We start from the raw sequence: 18079 nt of genomic DNA, 5'->3' as shown, positions 1-18079 counted from the left end.
TTATTTCAGGAGGAAGGAAGGTTTGATATTGATCATGAGATAGGCCCACTGGTTGCTACGCGCAGCGTTCGCCACCCGCTTCGCTGCGGCCAGCGCGGATGTGCTGCGATAATAGCTGTAACCCGCTTCGAAACCGATCGTGGGCGTGAGGGCAAAATTGGCGTTTACATCCGCCTCCCATCCGAAATCGCGGCCCGGCCCGGCAAAGTCGCTGGCGGCCAGGAAACGGTGCCCGTCGGCCTGGAGCGCCCATTTCGCGCCGGGTTTGAAGAGAAAGCGGAGATAATAATCCTGCAAACCGGTGGCGCCGAACGTGCTGCCGGCGTAGTAATAATCCATGTGCCCCCAGAATTTGTGCGGCGTACCGTACAAGGGATCAAAAGCCTTCGACGCGCCGGACGATTTTCCACCCGTCGTGTAATCCGCGCCCAGTCCAGCCTTGAGCTTCGGCGTAACGGCATACAACGCCTGCCCGGACAGCAGCCATCCATCCACTTTTCCGCCGTCCGCATATTTACCGCCCTGGTAGGCGACGTTTCCGGTCAACGAAATTTTCCCAAACACCTGTTGCGCGAAAACCGCCGCCGTGAAGCGCGCATGCACACCTGCGTCCCAGGTTTTGACGGGCTTCAGTTCCACCGTGTCTACGTGGTACCGCGGGAACTGGTCTGCCATGGCGAGCAGGGAAACCTGGCCGTTCGCGTTTTTCCGGGAAACGTGCAGGAATTGTAATCCCTTGTACATGGCGCCTCCGTTGGTATTGGCGGCGTACGCGCCCGGAGGCGTGCCGTTGTAAAGCGTTCCAGCGGCGACTTCGCGGTTCTGGTTAAATGCGAAACCCGCATCGGCCGTCCAGCCGCCGGAAGCGTAGCGGAACAGGAGCGCATCGTGCCGGCGGGCCTGTTGCAGCCAGTCGAGATTCCCCAGCAGCCGCCCGTCGTCATAATTCAATTCCTGCCGGCCTACTTTCAGGCTGAAGTTGTGGACAGCCGCGGTATCGGTGAGCCGTACCTCCGCCCATGCCTCATGGACCATTAGCCCATTATTATCGACCGTACTGATTTTGTTGATGGTAGAAACATCCTGGCCCCAAACCCGGACGTCTTGCACAGACAATCCGAATTTGAGGCGGTTCGAAGTAAACCCCGCCGAAAGACGGGTACGTTGCGAAGTGAAGAACGCCGGTTTGGCGGAGCGCGGTAGCGGCGCTCCCTGCCCGTTGCGGTACTCGGTGCGCGTGCGGAGCTGCGCCGCGATCGAGAACTGGGCTTTACCGGCCAGCGGAAGGCCGCCCAACAAAAGGGCCACGGCCGCTCCGCAGCGGAAATGCATTTTATTGTACATTTGAACGATTTTAATTCCAGCAATTGAAGTCACGAGACCCGGTTCGCCGCCAAGCCACCGGGTTTCACTTTTTCTTTCAGGCAGGCACGGCCGAAGTTTCCTTTCCGCCGCCTACTCCGATATAAATTCTGTCTTCTTCCAGTTTTACGGGATACACTTTGATGGCGCATTCGTGCTCGTCGGAAAGGCATCGCCCGTCTGCCAGCGAAAATGTCTTCTTGTGAAATGGGCAGGCCACTTTGGGCTCGCCCTGCTGCGCACCGATCATCCCGCGGCTGAGCGCCATTTGCCGGCGATGCGGACATAAATTCTGCGATGCGAACCATTCGCCGCGCCGCGCGAAGTGGAACAATGCGATCTGCTCGTCTTTGTACTTGATGCAAACCCCGCCGTTGGCTGGTACGTCTTCCACCTTACAGGCGAAGAACCAGTTCGTTTTTTCTTTAGTGATGGGAGACATGGTATGTATTTTTCGGTTGATGATTTATTTCCACTCCACGGCTTTCTTCTGTTCGCGCAGTTGTTCGAATTGCACGCTGGGATCTTTTTCTTCCGGTGCGTTCACAAAATGCGTGAAGCGCTTGCGCAACGCGGGCGTTTCCACCACTTCGCGCCATTCGCATTTGTAGCTGTCTACCAGCGCCTGCATTTCGCGCTCCAGTTCCCCGGCGATGCCCAAACTATCTTTCACCACCACATTCCGCAGGTAATCGATGCCGCCTTCCATTTTATTGAGCCAGGTGGCGGTGCGGGTGAGTGGATCGGCGGTTTTGATGTAGAACATGAGGAACCGGTCGATGTACCGGATGCAAGTTTCGCTATCGAGATCGGCCGCCAGCAGCAGGGCGTGCTGGGGCTTGGAGCCTCCGTTCCCGCAGACGTACAGATTCCAGCCTTTCTCCGTGGCGATGATCCCGAAATCTTTCGACTGCGCCTCCGCGCACTCCCGGATGCATCCCGAAACGGCGGATTTGATCTTGTGCGGCGCCCGCAATCCACGGTACCTTTCTTCCACCCTGATGGCATAGCTCACACTGTCGTGCAGCCCGAAGCGGCACCAGGTAGACCCCACGCAACTTTTGACCGTCCGCAGGGCCTTCCCGTACGCGTGCCCGCTTTCGAACCCTTCCGCGATCAGCTCTTCCCAGATCAGCGGCAGGTCGCCGACGTGCGCGCCGAACATGTCGATGCGCTGGCCGCCGGTAATTTTGGTGTATAGATTGTATTTCTCCGCGATCCGGCCGATGGCCATGAGCTTCTGCGGAGTGATCTCCCCTCCGGGGATGCGGGGCACCACGGAATAGGTGCCTCCTTTCTGAATATTGGCCAGATACCTGTCGTTGGAATCCTGCGCCGTATCGTTGCCTTTCGCCAGAATCATATCGCCCCACAAACTCGCCAGGATGGAAGACACCGCGGGCTTGCAAACCTCGCACCCATCGCCGTGCCCGATATTGTCCAACACTTCGTCGTAGCTATGCAGGCTGCGGATTTTGATCAGGTCGTACAACTCCTGCCGCGAATACCCGAAATGCTCGCACAACACATTGCGCACATATTTGCCCTGCGATTTCAGCGTGTACGTGATGAGGTCTTTCACCATGGGCGCGCAGCCGCCGCAGGATGTGGAAGCGCCGGTACATTTCTTCACGGCGTTGAACGTTTCGTGCCCGTCTTCCACCGCCTGGCAAATCGCGGCTTTGGACACGCTTTCGCAGGAGCAGATCATGGCGTCGGGCGGGAGGCCGAGCACGCCTGCCGCGGCTTCGCCGGTGGAGCGCGCGCCCAGCAGCTCGTCTTCCGGCTTGCCGGTGATCTTCATTTTATTCTTGACTTTCTGGAGCAGCATGTTGTACGCCGACGCGTCGCCGATGAGGATGCCGCCGAGGAGATATTGCCCGTCGTCGGTCATATTGATGCGCTTGTATACGCCGGCCACCTGGTCTTCGAACACGATCACGCGGCAGGAATCGGGTGGCGGGAACGGGTCGCCGAAGCTGGCCACGTCTACGCCCACGAGTTTCAGTTTGGTGCTCATGTCGAACCCGCCGAAGGTGCGGTTGCCACCGAGGATATTGTCTATGGCGATGTCGGCCATTTCGTAACCGGGCGCCACCAGGCCGTAAATGATGTGCTGGTACAGGGCGCATTCGCCGATGGCGTAGATGTTGGCGTGCGTGGTCTGCATCCTGTCGTTCACCACGATGCCCCCGCGCGATCCGGTTTCGAGGCCGGCGGAAGCGGCGAGCTCGTCCCGCGGCCGGATGCCGGCGGAGATGACGATCATATCTGCGGGGATCGTTGAGCCGTCTTCGAAGCCGATGCCGGTGGCGGTTCCGTCTCCGAGGATGGAGGTGGTGTAGGCGTTGGTGCGGATTTTCAGGCCGAGGGTTTCGAGTTGTTTCTGGAGGATGGCCGATCCGTTCTGGTCGATCTGGCGGGGCATGAGCCTGGGGGCGTATTCCACGATGGTAGTGTCTGCGATGCCGAGGTCCATGCAGGATTTGGCGGCTTCCAGCCCGAGGAGGCCGCCGCCGATCACTGCGGCGCGCCGGGCTTTCCGGGCGGCGGTTTTCATGTGGTCGAGATCGTCGAGCGTACGGTAAACGAACACGCCTTTCTGATCGGTGCCGGGCATGGGCGGAACGAAGGCGGAGGAGCCGGTGGCGAATACGAGGATATCGTACGATTCGGTGATGCCGGATTTGGCGGTGACGGTCTGGAGGCCGGGGGAGATGTGGTGGACGGGATCTCCGAGATGGAGGCGGACCCCGTTGTCGGCGTACCAGTTTTTGGGAGCGAGGAGGAGGTCGGCGGTGGACTTTCCGTCGAAATAGCTGCTGAGGTGGACGCGGTCGTAGGCGGGGAGGCGCTCTTCGCCGAAGACGATGAGTTCCAGGCCGGGGACTTTCCTTTCAACGAGTTTCCGGCAGAATTTGAAGCCGACCATGCCATTTCCGATGACGACGATTTTCATGGGAGGAAGTTTGAAAGATTTACATTACAATAATTTATATATAGACTTTGTCGCTGGCCGTCAGCTATTTTTCGGATAAAAACAATGGAAATAATCAAATTAAATGATGATTCATATCATGAATTTACGCTTCGATCTATTATTTTTATAGTGTTTGAGTGAATTTATATCAGATAAATATTTTTATAATTTATTTTGCCATGGTACAACCTATGCTTAGTCTTGTGGGCGCCGGACCGGGGGACCCAGACCTCATCACCCTGAAAGCCATCAAAACCCTCCGCGCCGCGGACGTCATTTTATATGATGCGCTCGCCAGCGAAGAACTCCTCCGCTACGCCCGCCCCGGCGCACTTTGCCTTTCCGTGGGCAAACGCGCCGGCCGCCACGCCGTTCCCCAGGAAGAGATCAACCGCCTTATTGTCCACTACGCGCTATCGCACGGCCATGTGGTCCGCCTCAAAGGCGGCGACCCTTTCCTTTTCGGGCGCGCTGAAGAAGAAATACGCGCCGCCCGCCAGGCGGGCATTCCCGTCTCCACCGTACCAGGCATCACCAGCGCCATTGCCGCCCCGGCTTCGCAAGGCATCCCGCTCACGGCGCGCGGCCTCCACGAATCTTGCTGGATCATCACCGGCACCACCCGCAGCGGGCACATTTCCGCAGACATCGCCCTGGCCGCACGGTCTACCGCCACCGTCGTGGTGCTCATGGGCATGGGCCACCTCCGCGAAATCATGGACATCTTTTCCGCCAACGGCAAATCCGCTACCCCGGTCGCCATCATCCAGTCGGCCACCACCGCCGACGAGCGATGCATCACCGGCTCCGTTCATGATATTACCGATGCCGCCGTGGAAGCGGGGATGGGGAGCCCGGCGGTCATCATCATCGGTGAAACCGTTCGCCTTCACCCGTCTTTATGGAGAGAATATGCTAATTTGACGCTCCAGATCAACGAGCCGCCGCATGAAAACCGCCAAACAAGCTTGTAACATGGATGCCTGCCTGCTGTGCAAACTTTGCCAGCCGGCCTGGAAGCCCGCCATCGCCACGCACAAAAAGAATTTCACCCTCAAAAAAGGTGAAATGCTCTTTTCAGAAGGCGATCCCGTAAAAGGCATCTATTTTATTTATGAAGGAAAGATGAAAGTCCACAAACACTGGGGGCGCGAAAAAGAACTGATCGTCCGCTTCGCCGGCGCGGGCGATATCGTGGGCCACCGCGGCATCGCTTCCGATTTCATTTATCCCGTTTCCGCCACCGCGATGGAAAATTCCACCGTCTGTTATTTCGACCTGGATTTCTTCCAAAGCACACTGCAGGTCAACACTGCTTTATTATATGAACTGATGATGTTTTACGCGCATGAACTGCAGGAATCCGAAAAACGGATGCGCAACCTCGCACATATGCCCGTGAAAGGGCGCATCGCATCGGCGCTGCTCCATCTCGAAAAAAAGTTCGGCACCGAAAACGGCTACATCGATTTTCCGCTTTCAAAGCAAGACATCGCTTCCTATACCGGCACCACTTACGAAACCGCCTGGCGCATGCTGCAGGAACTGGCGAAAGAAGCGATGATTTCGCTGGAAGACAAGCGCTACGCCGTGCTTGACCACGAAGCGATGCAGGCGTACATCCTTTTGCAGGAAGAAGGGGACGGTCCCGCATAAAATATCGGCGCCACTGGCCGGCCACTCCTGAAAAAGGAAAGGCACTCCTGACCGGAGCGCCTCTCGCTATACTCAAACTAACCAGACAGATTAAACCGGTACTTTCACCGCCAGCGTGCCTTCGGCTTCATTCAGCTCGAAAGCGCCGCCCTGCAGATCGGCGAGGTACCCAATGAGCCGGCACATCCGCTGGTCCAGCGCCGGGCGGCCGGGCGCGGGCAATGCGCCCGTCAACTCGAAATATTCCCCGTTCACCGAAAATTTCAGTTCCGGCGTTGCACCCGGGGCCGCGTTGCGGTTAAGGCACCAGGCCACGTTCAGCACCGTTTGGCGAAGCAGCTGCTCGTCTGCGAACGCGATCTCCCGATCGTCGTTCATATCGAACGCCACGCGTGCCGGGAAAATGTGCGCATACCGCTCATCTTCCACCAACTGCTCCAGCATATGTACAATATTAAAATGACTGCGATGGATCACCTGCGACGCATTCAGCATGTCCTGTATCACTTTCACGTTCTGCAGCTGAAATTCCAGCTCCATGACCTGCAACTTGATGGAACCTGCCTGCCGGCTGATACGGCCGCCGGAATCGGGTTTGGCGGCATACATTTCAATCAGCTCCACACTGCTCAAAATAGCCGACAGCATACTCCGCAGCTCATGAAACACATCGTTGATTAACCATTTGTCGGCCGGGAGGTCGCGTACTCCAGTGGAAGATTTCATTGTTAGCCCCTTGGTTTTTGTAGTCAGTTTCAAAATAAAGATACCTGCCGCAGCAGCGGTTTTTAAGCCCTACTTGATACAAATTACTGTTTTTCCTGAAAAGAAAAACGATATCTGCGCCTTAAAAGATTATAACAAAGCATTTCTTAAATTGTTGACAGCCAACATTTTCTCTAGTACTTTCCGGAAATTGAACTGCGTGAGCGCCTGCAAATGGCGCTGATGATGCAAATCCGTTCCTGCGAAATCGAGCAATCCTTCTTCTGCCAGTTGCTGGGCCGCCGCCTGCACGCGGCTGCCGTAATAACCGGTAAACGACAGCAGGTTGGCCTGCAGCCGCACGCCTGTAGCATGCACCTCACGGTACACGTCAAAATCTTTATGCAGGTAATGGTACCGCTCCGGATGGGCCAGCACGGGCTCGTATCCCGCCATTTTCATTCTGAAGAAAGTTTCCCGGAACCCCGCAGGCATTCCCACCCACGAAAACTCCACCAGCACGTGGTTCCCGCCGATCGTCATCAGCGGCTCACGGTCTTCGAGGAGCGATTCGAAGTAATCGTCCATCAGGTATTCCGCGCCGGCGTCCATTTCCACGGGAATGCCCGCCCGATGCACCGCTTCGCGCACTTCGTCCAGCTTCGGGTTGATCGTGTCTGCCCCGTTATTGTACACGCCGCACATGATGTGGGGCGTGGTCGTAAGATGGGTGTAGCCCAGTTCCGATAGCTGCCGGATGAACGCCAGGGCGGTTTCCAGGTCTTGCACGCCATCGTCCAGCCCGGGCAGCAAATGGGAGTGGATATCGTGCTTCAATACGTCAAAATGCATTCTTTTCTCCTTTCAATGTGTTCGCCACGGTTAAAAATATAATGCGGAGGTCCAGGTAAACAGACCAGTTTTCCATGTACCAAATATCATGCTCCACCCGCTTGCGCAGGTGCACATCTTCCGTGATCTCGCCCCGGTAACCGTTCACCTGCGCCCATCCGGTGATGCCGGGCTTCAGGAAGTGGCGGACCATATACTGTTTGATGATCGAGGAATATTCTTCGGTATGCTTCAGCATGTGCGGGCGCGGCCCCACTACCGACATATCGCCCAGCAGCACGTTGAAGAACTGCGGCATTTCGTCGAGGTTCGTTTTCCGGAGGATGCGGCCGATGCGGGTAAACCGCTTGTCGTTGCGCGTAGCCTGCTTCGAGTTCGCGTCGTTGTTCACGTACATACTGCGCATCTTGAGGCAGCGGAACGTCTTGTTATTGCGCCCGGTACGGTGCTGCACGAAAAATACCGGCCCCTTCGATTCCAGCCTGATCAGCAGCGCCAGCAAGGGAATGAGCCAGCTGAGCAGGAACAGGCAGACCAGCGAACTGAAGATCAGGTCGAAGATGCGCTTGCGGATGCGGTTGGCGATATCGTCCAGCGGTTCGGAACGCAGGCTGATGATAGGGATATTGTTGAAATAATCGACATGGATCTGCCGGTTCACGAACATTTTAAAATCCGGGACGAACCGGAAATGGATGAAATGCTGTTCCGCTTCGTACGCCAGCGTGTAGAGATACGGGAACTGTTCGGGGGAAAGCGTGGAATATATTTCGCGGATGTTGTTTTCCCGCGCGTAGGGCACACAATCCTGCAGGTTCCCGATCACGGGGAAGAACGACAGTTCCTGCACCTTGCTGTATTCTTCGAAATATCCCTCGAAACGGAGATTGCTTTTTTCGGCGAGCAGGTTGTTCGCCAGTTTTTTCGACATTTCGTTGTACCCGAGGATCACCATTTTCCGCTCGATCCCTTTCCTGCGGCGGATATGATTCGTTATCCAGTAAAAAAGCAACCGGTTCAGCACCACCGTGGCGATGAAAAGCGAGCAGTACATCAACACGAAAAACCGGCTGTAAAGATGTTGATACAGGAACAGGAACCCCAGCAGGATGAGCAGATACATCAACACGGATTTCGCCGTCTTCCGCGCCATTTTCTCGTACGACAGCGTGCTGCTCATGGAATGTAATCCCGAAGTATACAGCGCAATGACCCAGGCGATGTTCGATACCAGCAGGAAAGCGTCTGCCCCCTGGTGCGTTTGCAGATCGTATTGCCGCAAGCCCATCCCCGCGAGGAAGAAGAGCCCGTTGAGGCAGATGAAATCCAGGACGAAAATCTGGATGAGGAATATTTTCAGATACCGGTTCAGCATGACTAATTTTTTAAAACATTGGCTTCAAATCGGCCCATTACTTTATCGATGGACAAATACTCCACGGCATACGACCTGGCGTTGCCGCGCATGCCGGCATGGTCTTCCGACACGGCTTTCCGGATCCCGGCGTTGAGGGCTTCCTGGTTTTCGGCCGGCACAATGATGCCCAGTTGGTAATGCTGTACCACATGGTGCAGACTCGATCCGGGATTGGCCGTTACCAGTGAAAGCCCGCCCACGGCCAGGATGGCCGTAAGTTTGGAGGGCATCACGAGATCGGAGGCGCCGGATTTCTGGATCACGAGGTGCAGATCGGCCATATTGAGAAAACGGTTGAACTCTTCGAACGGCTGGAGCGGTAAAAAGTGAACGCGCTTCAGGCCCAGGGCGATGGCTTTCTCGTGCAGCTTTTCGCGGTACGGGCCGGAGCCGCAGATGACGAACTGCACATCTTCCCGGTCTTCCAGCGAAGCGGCGGCATGCAAAATGGATTCCAGGCCCTGCTTTTCGCCGATAGCGCCGGAATACAGCACCACTTTATGATCTGGCTGAAAGCCGAACGCTTCCTTCAGCGCCATCCGCCCGGGCAAAGGATGGAATTTGTCTACATCCGCCCAATTGGGGAACAGCTCGATGCGCCGGTCCAGCTTGCCGCTGATCTGCCGGATCATACCGTCGGAAATGCTGGACACGTAATCCGATTTCCGGAGGATGAACTTTTCGAGTTTCAGCATGGCATTGATCATTTTGCCGCTGCGGATCATGTTGAGATCGCGGGCGGCGTCTATCTGGAGGTCCTGGATATGGTACAACGCTTCCGCGCCGCGGAACTTTTTATACAGCAGCGCCAGCAATCCCAGGTGGAACGAGGGCACAACGCTCATGACGTAATCGTATTTTTTCGCGGGCAGGATGCGCAACAGCTGCGCAAAGGCGGCCATGGCAAAGGTGACGTCCATCATCATGCGCTTTTTGCCGCTGGGGTCTGCCGGCACGTACTGCGGACAGCGGTACACGGTCAGTTTTCCATTGTGCGAGGTTTCCCTGCGGAACCACCGGGCTTTCCGGGCGTAGGGTTCCTGCACTTTCCATTGCGGATAATATGGATAGGTGGTGATCACGGTGCATTCATACCCGTTGTTCACCAGCCAGCCGATCATCTCGCCGTTGAACTTCCCGATGCCGGTGGGCTCGGGCGCATAATTTCCTCCTATGAGCAACAATCTTTTGGGCATGTCTTTTTATTTTTTCATCACTCGATCGCGGACGTACTGCGCCGGGTTTCCCGCATGGATCTCCCAGGGCGCTATGCTGCGGGATGCCACGGAATTCACGGTAAGGATGGCATGACTGCCGAGCCTCACGCCCGGGCAAACCACCGACCTGGCGCCCACCCAGGCGCCGTCTTCCAGGTCGATACGGCCGAGGCGGTACGGGAAGTCGTGCGCGGTGTAGTCGTGATTGCCCGTCAGCAGCAAAGCGCCCTGCGAGATGCAGACGTTGCTGCCGATGGTCACGTTTTCCAGGTTATCGATCCACACTTCCTCACCGATCCAGACATGATCGCCGATGGCCAGCCGCCAGGGGTTCTTGATCCGCACTTTCGTCTTGATCACCAGTCCACGCCCCACCTTTGCGCCAAACATCCGCAGCAGCCTTGCCTTGAAGCCGTACGGCCAGGGGAGCGCGCTGTAGAAGATCCAGTAGTTCACGAAATACCAGGTCAGCACTTTCCATTTCGGGCCGGCTACATAATCGCCGGTCCGGAACTTCGACAGGTCTGTCTTTACGGCCTCAGATCGCGATGTTGTAATCATTTTTCAAGATTTCTTTCAGTTTGGCCGCGCTGGTGTCTCCCTCCAGCTTGGCTTCGAATTCCTTCACATTCACATCTACCAGCAACCGGTACCAGTATCCCTGCATGAAATGGAATATAAACCCGCGATACCCGTCGAGGAACCCGAGCCGCACGAAATAGCGGTAGCAGAAATACATGAGCGCACGGCCGCCCGGCGGAATGGCGGTGTAAACCTTTTCCTTTAAAAACCGCTTCCGGCGGGCCTGTCCGTTGGTAGACCCCAACAGCCGCTGGTCCATTTCCATGAATCCGTATTTGATATTCAGGAGATCGATCATTTCCTTGATGGCGTAATTATTATGCTTGTTCACCCACCAGTGAATGGAATTCAGGTTATCGTCGACCATATGTTCCTTCAGCATGAGCGTTTCTCCGCTGTTGACCACGATATGTTCGTCCATCCACCGCTGCTCCACGCTGGCCTGGCCGTTTCGCCAGAGGCGCATCAGAATGTGCGGATAAAACCCGCCAAACCGGATCCATTTGCCTTTGAACAGGACTTTCCGGCGAATGTAGAGCCCGGTGATATTTTGAGGCATGGTATCCAGCCGCTCGCGGATTTCGCTGACGAGCGCGGGCTCGAGGTATTCGTCCGCATCCAGGCGCATCACCCAATCGGCTTTGATGCCGCAATTGTCCATGCCCCACTGGCATTGATCGGCGTGGTTCGTCCATTTCCGCTGTACCACTTTGGCGCCGAAGCGTTCCGCGATGGCGAGGGTATCGTCTGTAGAATAGGAATCCACGATATGGATCTCCGATGCCAGCGGCCGTATATTTTCAAGACAGCGCGCCAGGTGGAGCGACTCGTTATAGGTCAATATGATGACGGCGAGATTCATACGGCTGCACGTTTTAAGGGAAGGCTGCCCACGTTGCGGTACATTTCCGCATAGTCGGCGGCCAGTTTTTCTTCATTGAAATCTGTCCGGATGATGGGCATGGCTTCGCGGCGGATGCGCTGGCGCTCGTTCCTGGCGCGGTACGCCTCCGTGAGCCGGGCGCGTACATCGTTGATGGCGAGGGTGGTCACCCAGCCGAGGTGCTTTTCTTTCACATAACGGCTCAGGCCCACATGTTCGCTCACCAGCACCGGCGTTCCTACCGACAGCGACTCGATCACTACCACCGCGAAATTTTCGTTGTGGGACGTGAGGGCGAACAAATCCACGTCCGCCAGAAATTCGAACTTCGCGTCGCCTTTCTTCCATCCAACCCATTCCACCTTATCCTCCAGTTTCTCTTCCGCGATCAGCGAACGCAGCTCCGCTTCATAAGCCGCATCTCCCGCCCCCGCGATCTTCAGCCGGAACGGGAATTCCACGCCGGCCAGCGCACGGATGAGGATATCGAGGCCCTTTTTCGGGTCCACGCGCGACAGGAACCCGATGGTAAACTCCCGGTTCTCCGGCTGCGGGGCTTCCGCCCCGGTCATAAACGGCAGGTCCACGATGTTGTGGATGAGGCCGCCACGCCAGTTGGTATTGATTTTCAGACAGTCGTTCCATTCCACGTCAGACGTTACGTGCAGATACGTGCGCGAAAGCAGGTGTTTGCCGACGGCGTGATGGAGCAGCTTCTTCTTGAACTGGTTTTTACTTTGGAAAACATAGTCGCACAGCATGCCACGGGGGCTCAGCACGGGCTTGATGCCTTTGATCGCGCAGATGGCGGAAACCCCCATGATGAGGAAGTTCCACCAGGAATGGATGTGCACGGCATCGTATTCCTTCACGGTGTTCCACACCGCTTTCCAGAGCGCGGGCGAAACATGCGTATGGTCTTTGGTGATGCGGCGGAAGAATTGCACGCGCACCCCGTCCATGATCACCGGCCGGTCGAGCGGCATATCCAGCTCGTCGGGCCCGTTGGCGGTGGTGGTATACACGGTCACCGTGTGCCCGATCTGCACGAGGCTTTCGGCCAGGCGCGCTACGGATACGATGGGACCGCCATAGATATAAGCGGGTTTGTAACTCGGAACGATAAACAGTATGTTCATGTCGTTTTTAGAATTTCGTGCCTTTATAGGTCATTTTTTTATAGATGCCGCGGGCGTTCACCACTTTGGTGATCATTTCATAGAAATATTTCCGCAGTTTGTCGTGTTTCAGGGGGAGGGCGCTGGCCATCCGTTTGTGTTCCGCGATCATTTTGTCTGTCACCGATACGGAGAAAGAATCCCCATGCATGCGGTATTCGCCGAGCGGCGCGGGAATGTATCCTTTCCGGGTGGTAGGGTCGAGGCAAAGGGTGAGGAGGAACTTGGAGTCGGCGGAATACTTCATGGATTTGTCGAACCCGCCTGCTTTCCGGTACGCGTCTCTCGTCCAGAATGCGCTTTGCTGCGCGAACGGTACGCGGCGGAGGTAGCTGATGGCTTTCCATCCGAGATTGATGCCTTTGTAGGCGTAGGCGATGTCGCCGGTTTCGGAAATGAAATTATGGTCGCCGAAAACGAGGTCGAAGTTCCCGTGCTCGAATTTGCGGACTACTTTCTCGAGGGCGTATGGCAGCAGGCGGTCGTCGGAATTGATATAACAGAGATATTTTCCCGAAGCCGCTTCCATGCCTTTGCGGAGCGCGTCGTACATGCCTTCGTCTTTTTCGGAGATGAGGACGTCTACCGTTTGCGGATGTTCCGCCACGAGCTGCAGCGTCCGGTCGGTAGACGCGCCATCTACCACGATCAGCTCAAACCCGCGCCAGGTTTGGCGGAGCAGGCTATCGAGCGTATCTGTGATGTATTTCTCGCCGTTGTAGACGGGAACGATGACGGATATGAGTTTTTCCATTACTTTCTGAATTTTTTGATGACGGCCGGGTTCCCGGCCACGATGGCGTATTCGGGCACATCTTTCGTGACTACCGATCCTGCGCCGATGATGCTGTGCGACCCGATCGTGATGCCGGGCAGTATAATGACGCGGGTGCCGATCCACACATCGTCGCCGATCACTACCGGCTTGCGGTGCGTGGCGCCCTGCTCGCGCATCGGGATGTCTGTCCGCTCGAAATTGTGGCTCCCCGAAAGGATGACCACTTCCGGCCCGAACATGACGTCGCTGCCGATGACCGTATCGTTCCCGATCCATCCGCCCGTATTCAATCCCGAAAAATCCCCGATCTGCACATTGACGCCGCTGCCGAAACGGGTGTTCCTGCCCACTTTGATATTTTTCCCCGCTTTCAGGAAAATCCGCGAAGCGAGCCAGGTGCGGAATGAAAGGCAAAGTCCGCCAATGGGCCGCGGCGGATCGGGCAGCCACACGGCCACGCTGTAATAGAGGTACAGCAGGATGCTTTTCTTCAGCGAAATGTTGGACCGGCGCAGGAAGTACAGCGGGTTATCGCGGTACATCTTCACCTTGCCGGTGGCCGCGTCGGTCTTTTCTTCAAATAATGGTTCTGTCGCCATGGTGAACGGTATTTAGTTCCGCTTTGAGGGCGGCGATTTCTTCAAAAAACCGGTTGTTGATGTCGTTGATGGTGGCGTCGGACGACAGGTTGAAATGACGGATGCCCGCCAGTTGTTTCAACAGGTCCTGGCGCACGGTGCTTTTCACGAGGAATTCCGTGTTGAGGACGTTCCCGGAGGCCTTCTTCAGCCAGCCATGCAGGAAAGACTTCCGGTACAGCTTGATGTGGGCCGTCTCCGTTCCCGTTTGCCCGATGGAAAACAGCCAGTCCATCCATTTGAATTCCGACACTCCGCTACCTTCGGTGAACGGCGTGCTGAGCACGAACCGGCTCCAGGGCACGCGGAGGATATCGGCGATGATGGCGCCGTGCATCGCTTCGGCGATCACCACTTCCGATGCGGCGATCTCTTCCAGGGTGTGAACGATGCCGTTTTCTGCGGAAGGGGAAATGAAATGATACCCCAGCTCCGCGCATATCTTCTCCCAATCGAAGAACGGCAGCGACCGGAAATAAGGGATCACGCTGACTTTGTATTTTTTAGGGGTAGCCGCGATGCGCTCAAAATCGGCCGAAAGCCCCAGCGCATAAGCCGCATCGGCGATGAACGGGTGCTCGTTGCCGAAGTAATGGGCAGACAGCGGCCCCCGCAAAAACCGCACGTCCCAATCCGCACCGAAAGCGAATGGCCGGTACCCCGGCCGCACGCCCGTCCCGAACACGATCTTGCGGCGCCCGGAAAGGTGGCGGAAAAGCGGGGAATCGTGGGCCAGGATAGACCCGATGCCCACGAAGGCGTTGGCAGACGAGGGGTCGTTCTGGCCGAAGAACTGCGGCCACAGCCAGGCGTTGAGATCGTCGCCGAAATTGCCCTTTGCGTCTTTGTAATAAATATATTCCATCAACTAACTGGTATAAAGGAGTTCAGAAAAATCCGGTTCTTCCGCGTACACGAAATCGTAATACGCGCTCATGATAATGGCCCCGGTGGCCGGTACGCTGAATCGCAGGTGCTGGAACGGCGAAAACGCGAACGTCCAGATCAGGCCGATCGTCATCAGTACGATCACCGGGTACAGTGCCAGCGATTGCCCGTTCTTGATCAGGTAGAATCCCATCTTCATCAAAAAGAAAAAGACGAGCAATACCGATAAAAACCCGCCGATCCCGCAGTTGATCCACGCGCCCATGAGTATCGAGTGGCTGGGAATGAGCTGTTCTTTCGAATAGGCCTTTTCGACATTGAAATCCTCGTCGTGAAACATGAGGAGGATCTGGTAATATTTGAGGGTATGGTCTTTGGCCCAGGAACCATGTCCGAACACCGGCGCATCGGCGATGGCGGTAGCGGCGGCAAAGGTTTCGCCACGGCCGGTCATCAGCAGCTCGAACGGGTTGTACGGATTCTCCAGCCGCTCGATCTGCGCGCGGGCATGGTCGCCGCCGAGCTCGCCGGCTTTGACCGCGTCTACGTAAAACATGTAAGTGACCTGGAATATGATCAGCCCGATGATCGCGAAAGCCGTGATCTTGGCTTTCGTGAGCTTCAGCCCCGAATTGAAGAAGTAAATGATGATGGCCGACAGGAAAAAGACCACCGCCGTAGAGCGCGAATCGAAAGACACGCAGGTGATCGAATACCCGAACAGCACGCCCATCACCGCTTTTATGTTCCCCCGGCGGTAGAAATACGCGCTGAGCAGGTACACGGCAGACGACAGGATGGGCACCATTTTGAATTTGAAATAACTCATGTCCGACGTCACGATATCGTCTGTATAGAAGATATTCTTCACCATGATCATGAACAGGTAGATCATGATGCCTTCATAACTGTTGAACAATTTGAACAGCACGAGGAAAGACAGCATAGACATGATGATGGAAGCCCATCCGCGGAAATAGTTCTGCGAAGTGGTGCCTACCACCATATCGGTGAGGACCTGGAAGAAAAGCAGTAGCGCCAGCGACAGGATGATCTTCCGGAGATACGGGTATTTCGAGAAATCGTCCTTTTTGATGGCGGTGGGCGCCAGGCCGAGGAGCAGGATCTCGCTCAACCGCATGGAACCCACGAGGTTGACATTGACCGTGCTGAGCAGGGCGTAGAGCGCTATTTTGATTTTATTGTACATGTTGTGCGAAATGAATGGCTTCGGCCAGGCGCTGCCGGTTAACGGCGGCGCTGTATTCCTTCATAAAATCTGCCCGCAGGGCGTCTCCGCGCTGCGGCGATCCTTCGAACCGCAGCAAGGCCGTCCGGAAATCGGCGGCGGAATCAGCTACGATGAAATGATGGCTGAGCACGCCTTCCACCCCGCGCGACGTGGCGATGATGGGCGTGTGGAGCGCCATGGCCTCGAGGCATTTCAGCCGCGTGCCGCTGCCGTGCAGGAGCGGGATCACGACCCCTTCCGCGCTGGCGATGTATTGCTTCACATCGTCTACCCGGCCGAGGGCCACGATATTTTCCCAGTCCGTGCTGCCGGTGATCTTCTGCAAAGCCTCCTGCGAGCCGCGGCCCACGAGTTGCAGCCGGAACTTCTTCGCCAGGGCGGGGTTCCAGACTTCCTGCACGAACCAGCGGAGCCCTTCGAAATTCTGGTATACGGTAAAGTTGGCCGTCATGACGAGGAGGCGCTGTTGCCGGGGGGCTTTCAGGGCGTATTCGGCTTCGTCGAGGAAATTGGGGACGAGGAACAGTTTGTCCGGATCGATGAATCGGCGGTGATAGTCGAGGTCGTGATGGCTCACCACCAATACCGCGTCCGCTTTGGCGAAGTACGAGCGTTCGTGCCACTGTTCCAGCGTTACCAGTTGCATTTTCCTGAATTTCTGGAAGAGGCTGCGGGCGGGCAGCTGGCGGGAGATTTCCGGCTGTGCGTTGTGTGTGCCGAGCACCACCCGAATGCCGCGCCGGCGGAAAAACCCGATGTAATGGCCCACGTAACCGTAGTCCAGCACGGCCGTGTCAATGTCATGCTCCCGGCAGATTTTATCGAACAAAGCCATTACGGCGGCCGACTTCGTGAAGTAGTGGCTGCCGGTGAGCCTTTCCGTTACGGCGAGCGGCTTCTTCGGATGGATATGGTAAGCGACGTTGGGAAGTGCGTATTTCGACAGATCGGCCTCCTCCTCGTTGCGGATCACGGCATGGACCGTGTGCCCGAGGTCGGAGAGGGCCTTGAGGAGATAATAACTCCGCAGCTTTTCGCCTCCGTTGTACGGAAAAGTTGAAATGTTGGTAAAGAAAATAATGTTCATCACGCAGCTTTTTAATCACGGCGAGCCGCGGATGGATCCGCGTCAGCGCCTTCGTCATCACATCCCGGATCTTGCCGGTTTCATAGGCCGACAGGCCCAGCCAATGCAGGGTACAAGCCAATCCGGCCGTACTTGCCGCACCCGTGGCGATCAGCCTCGCCCATCCTTCGTCCATCATCCGGTACGGCAATAAAGCGATGCAGAACGCCAGCAGCACGCTGCCCACGGCCCGCAGCACCACGCCGCCCAGGAACGTTTTCACGGGCAGGCCGATGAGCTTTTCCGCCGCCTTCACCCGGTATGCGAAGGTCACGATCTCGATCCCCAACGCGGAGGCCAGTACCGACCATGCCGGCAATCCCATCCGCAGCAGCACATACGCTACCGGGAGGTTGAGCATCAGCAGGGCGCTCACGGCCACCTGGTATTTCCGGATTTTGCCCACGCTCTGCACGCCGACCTGTATGCCGACGGATAATTGATTGACCATCGTGCACAACAGGATCAGCCGGCAAAAAACGATGGTGTACGCCGGCACTTCCTTCAGCCACAGCCCCAGCACGAACGGCGTTTCCAGCAGCAGCGGGATGGCGAAGAACGCCAG

General features: G+C 56.5%; 16 protein-coding genes and 1 pseudogene. 2 read left to right on the top strand and 15 right to left on the bottom strand.

Annotated elements, in window-relative coordinates; all coding sequences use genetic code 11:
* The 3 genes from WJU22_RS05725 to nirB all read right to left on the bottom strand — a co-directional run bounded on the left by WJU22_RS05725 (position 1) and on the right by nirB (position 4321).
* Positions 1–1344, bottom strand: coding sequence for an alginate export family protein (locus WJU22_RS05725; protein ID WP_341842300.1), 1344 nt, complete (start codon positions 1342–1344; stop codon positions 1–3).
* Between the two features lie 76 nt (positions 1345–1420).
* Positions 1421–1804 carry a nitrite reductase small subunit NirD gene (gene nirD, locus WJU22_RS05720; RefSeq protein WP_341842299.1) on the bottom strand — a complete coding sequence of 128 codons (384 nt, stop codon included), beginning with the start codon at positions 1802–1804 and terminating at the stop codon, positions 1421–1423.
* 24 nt (positions 1805–1828) lie between these two features.
* A complete protein-coding gene (gene nirB, locus WJU22_RS05715; RefSeq protein ID WP_341842298.1) occupies positions 1829–4321 on the bottom strand; it encodes a nitrite reductase large subunit NirB in 2493 nt (830 codons plus the stop codon).
* Between the two features lie 200 nt (positions 4322–4521).
* Between nirB and cobA the strand changes: the two genes are divergently transcribed.
* Complete coding sequence (gene cobA, locus WJU22_RS05710) at positions 4522–5316, top strand: uroporphyrinogen-III C-methyltransferase (protein WP_341842297.1); 795 nt, start codon at positions 4522–4524, stop codon at positions 5314–5316.
* 1 nt (position 5317) lies between these two features.
* The gene (locus WJU22_RS05705) at positions 5318–5998 is read left to right on the top strand and encodes a Crp/Fnr family transcriptional regulator (protein WP_341842296.1); all 681 of its coding nucleotides are present in this window, start codon (positions 5318–5320) and stop codon (positions 5996–5998) included.
* A 90-nt stretch (positions 5999–6088) separates the two neighbouring features.
* On the opposite strand, the gene WJU22_RS05700 is transcribed toward WJU22_RS05705, so the two are convergent.
* From WJU22_RS05700 to WJU22_RS05645, 12 genes and pseudogenes are all read right to left on the bottom strand, one after another.
* Complete coding sequence (locus WJU22_RS05700) at positions 6089–6724, bottom strand: hypothetical protein (protein ID WP_341842295.1); 636 nt, start codon at positions 6722–6724, stop codon at positions 6089–6091.
* Positions 6725–6853: 129 nt separating this feature from the next.
* Positions 6854–7555, bottom strand: a complete 702-nt coding sequence (locus tag WJU22_RS05695; RefSeq protein WP_341842294.1) for a tyrosine-protein phosphatase — start codon at positions 7553–7555, stop codon at positions 6854–6856.
* Positions 7545–8930 (bottom strand): undecaprenyl-phosphate glucose phosphotransferase, encoded by a 1386-nt coding sequence (locus WJU22_RS05690; protein ID WP_341842293.1) that lies wholly within the window; start codon positions 8928–8930, stop codon positions 7545–7547. The genes WJU22_RS05695 and WJU22_RS05690 overlap by 11 nt, the downstream gene beginning before the upstream one ends.
* A 2-nt stretch (positions 8931–8932) precedes the next feature.
* Positions 8933–10168: a WcaI family glycosyltransferase gene (locus WJU22_RS05685; protein WP_341842292.1), complete on the bottom strand. Its 1236-nt coding sequence runs from the start codon at positions 10166–10168 to the stop codon at positions 8933–8935.
* Positions 10169–10174: 6 nt separating this feature from the next.
* Complete coding sequence (locus tag WJU22_RS05680; protein WP_341842291.1) at positions 10175–10750, bottom strand: WcaF family extracellular polysaccharide biosynthesis acetyltransferase; 576 nt, start codon at positions 10748–10750, stop codon at positions 10175–10177.
* Positions 10728–11633 carry a glycosyltransferase family 2 protein gene (locus WJU22_RS05675; protein ID WP_341842290.1) on the bottom strand — a complete coding sequence of 302 codons (906 nt, stop codon included), beginning with the start codon at positions 11631–11633 and terminating at the stop codon, positions 10728–10730. Before WJU22_RS05675 ends, WJU22_RS05680 begins: the two co-directional genes overlap by 23 nt.
* Complete coding sequence (locus tag WJU22_RS05670; protein WP_341842289.1) at positions 11630–12793, bottom strand: XrtY-associated glycosyltransferase XYAG1; 1164 nt, start codon at positions 12791–12793, stop codon at positions 11630–11632. The genes WJU22_RS05675 and WJU22_RS05670 overlap by 4 nt, the downstream gene beginning before the upstream one ends.
* 7 nt (positions 12794–12800) lie before the next feature.
* Complete coding sequence (locus WJU22_RS05665) at positions 12801–13586, bottom strand: glycosyltransferase family 2 protein (RefSeq protein ID WP_341842288.1); 786 nt, start codon at positions 13584–13586, stop codon at positions 12801–12803.
* Positions 13586–13750 (bottom strand): annotated as a pseudogene (locus tag WJU22_RS27250) (DapH/DapD/GlmU-related protein); the annotation flags it as partial. The gene WJU22_RS05665 and the pseudogene WJU22_RS27250, both read right to left, overlap by 1 nt.
* A gap of 436 nt (positions 13751–14186) precedes the next feature.
* Entirely contained in the window at positions 14187–15113 is a 927-nt protein-coding gene (locus WJU22_RS05655) for a hypothetical protein (protein WP_341842286.1), read from the bottom strand.
* A gap of 3 nt (positions 15114–15116) precedes the next feature.
* Positions 15117–16346, bottom strand: coding sequence for a hypothetical protein (locus WJU22_RS05650; RefSeq protein WP_341842285.1), 1230 nt, complete (start codon positions 16344–16346; stop codon positions 15117–15119).
* Positions 16336–17475 carry a glycosyltransferase family 4 protein gene (locus WJU22_RS05645; RefSeq protein ID WP_341842284.1) on the bottom strand — a complete coding sequence of 380 codons (1140 nt, stop codon included), beginning with the start codon at positions 17473–17475 and terminating at the stop codon, positions 16336–16338. Before WJU22_RS05645 ends, WJU22_RS05650 begins: the two co-directional genes overlap by 11 nt.
* Positions 17476–18079: the final 604 nt, after the last annotated feature.

The organism is Chitinophaga caseinilytica, assembly GCF_038396765.1.
Lineage (GTDB): Bacteria > Bacteroidota > Bacteroidia > Chitinophagales > Chitinophagaceae > Chitinophaga > Chitinophaga caseinilytica.
The sequence above is the reverse complement of the archived record's forward strand: the minus strand, read 5'-3'. Positions and strand labels throughout refer to the sequence as shown.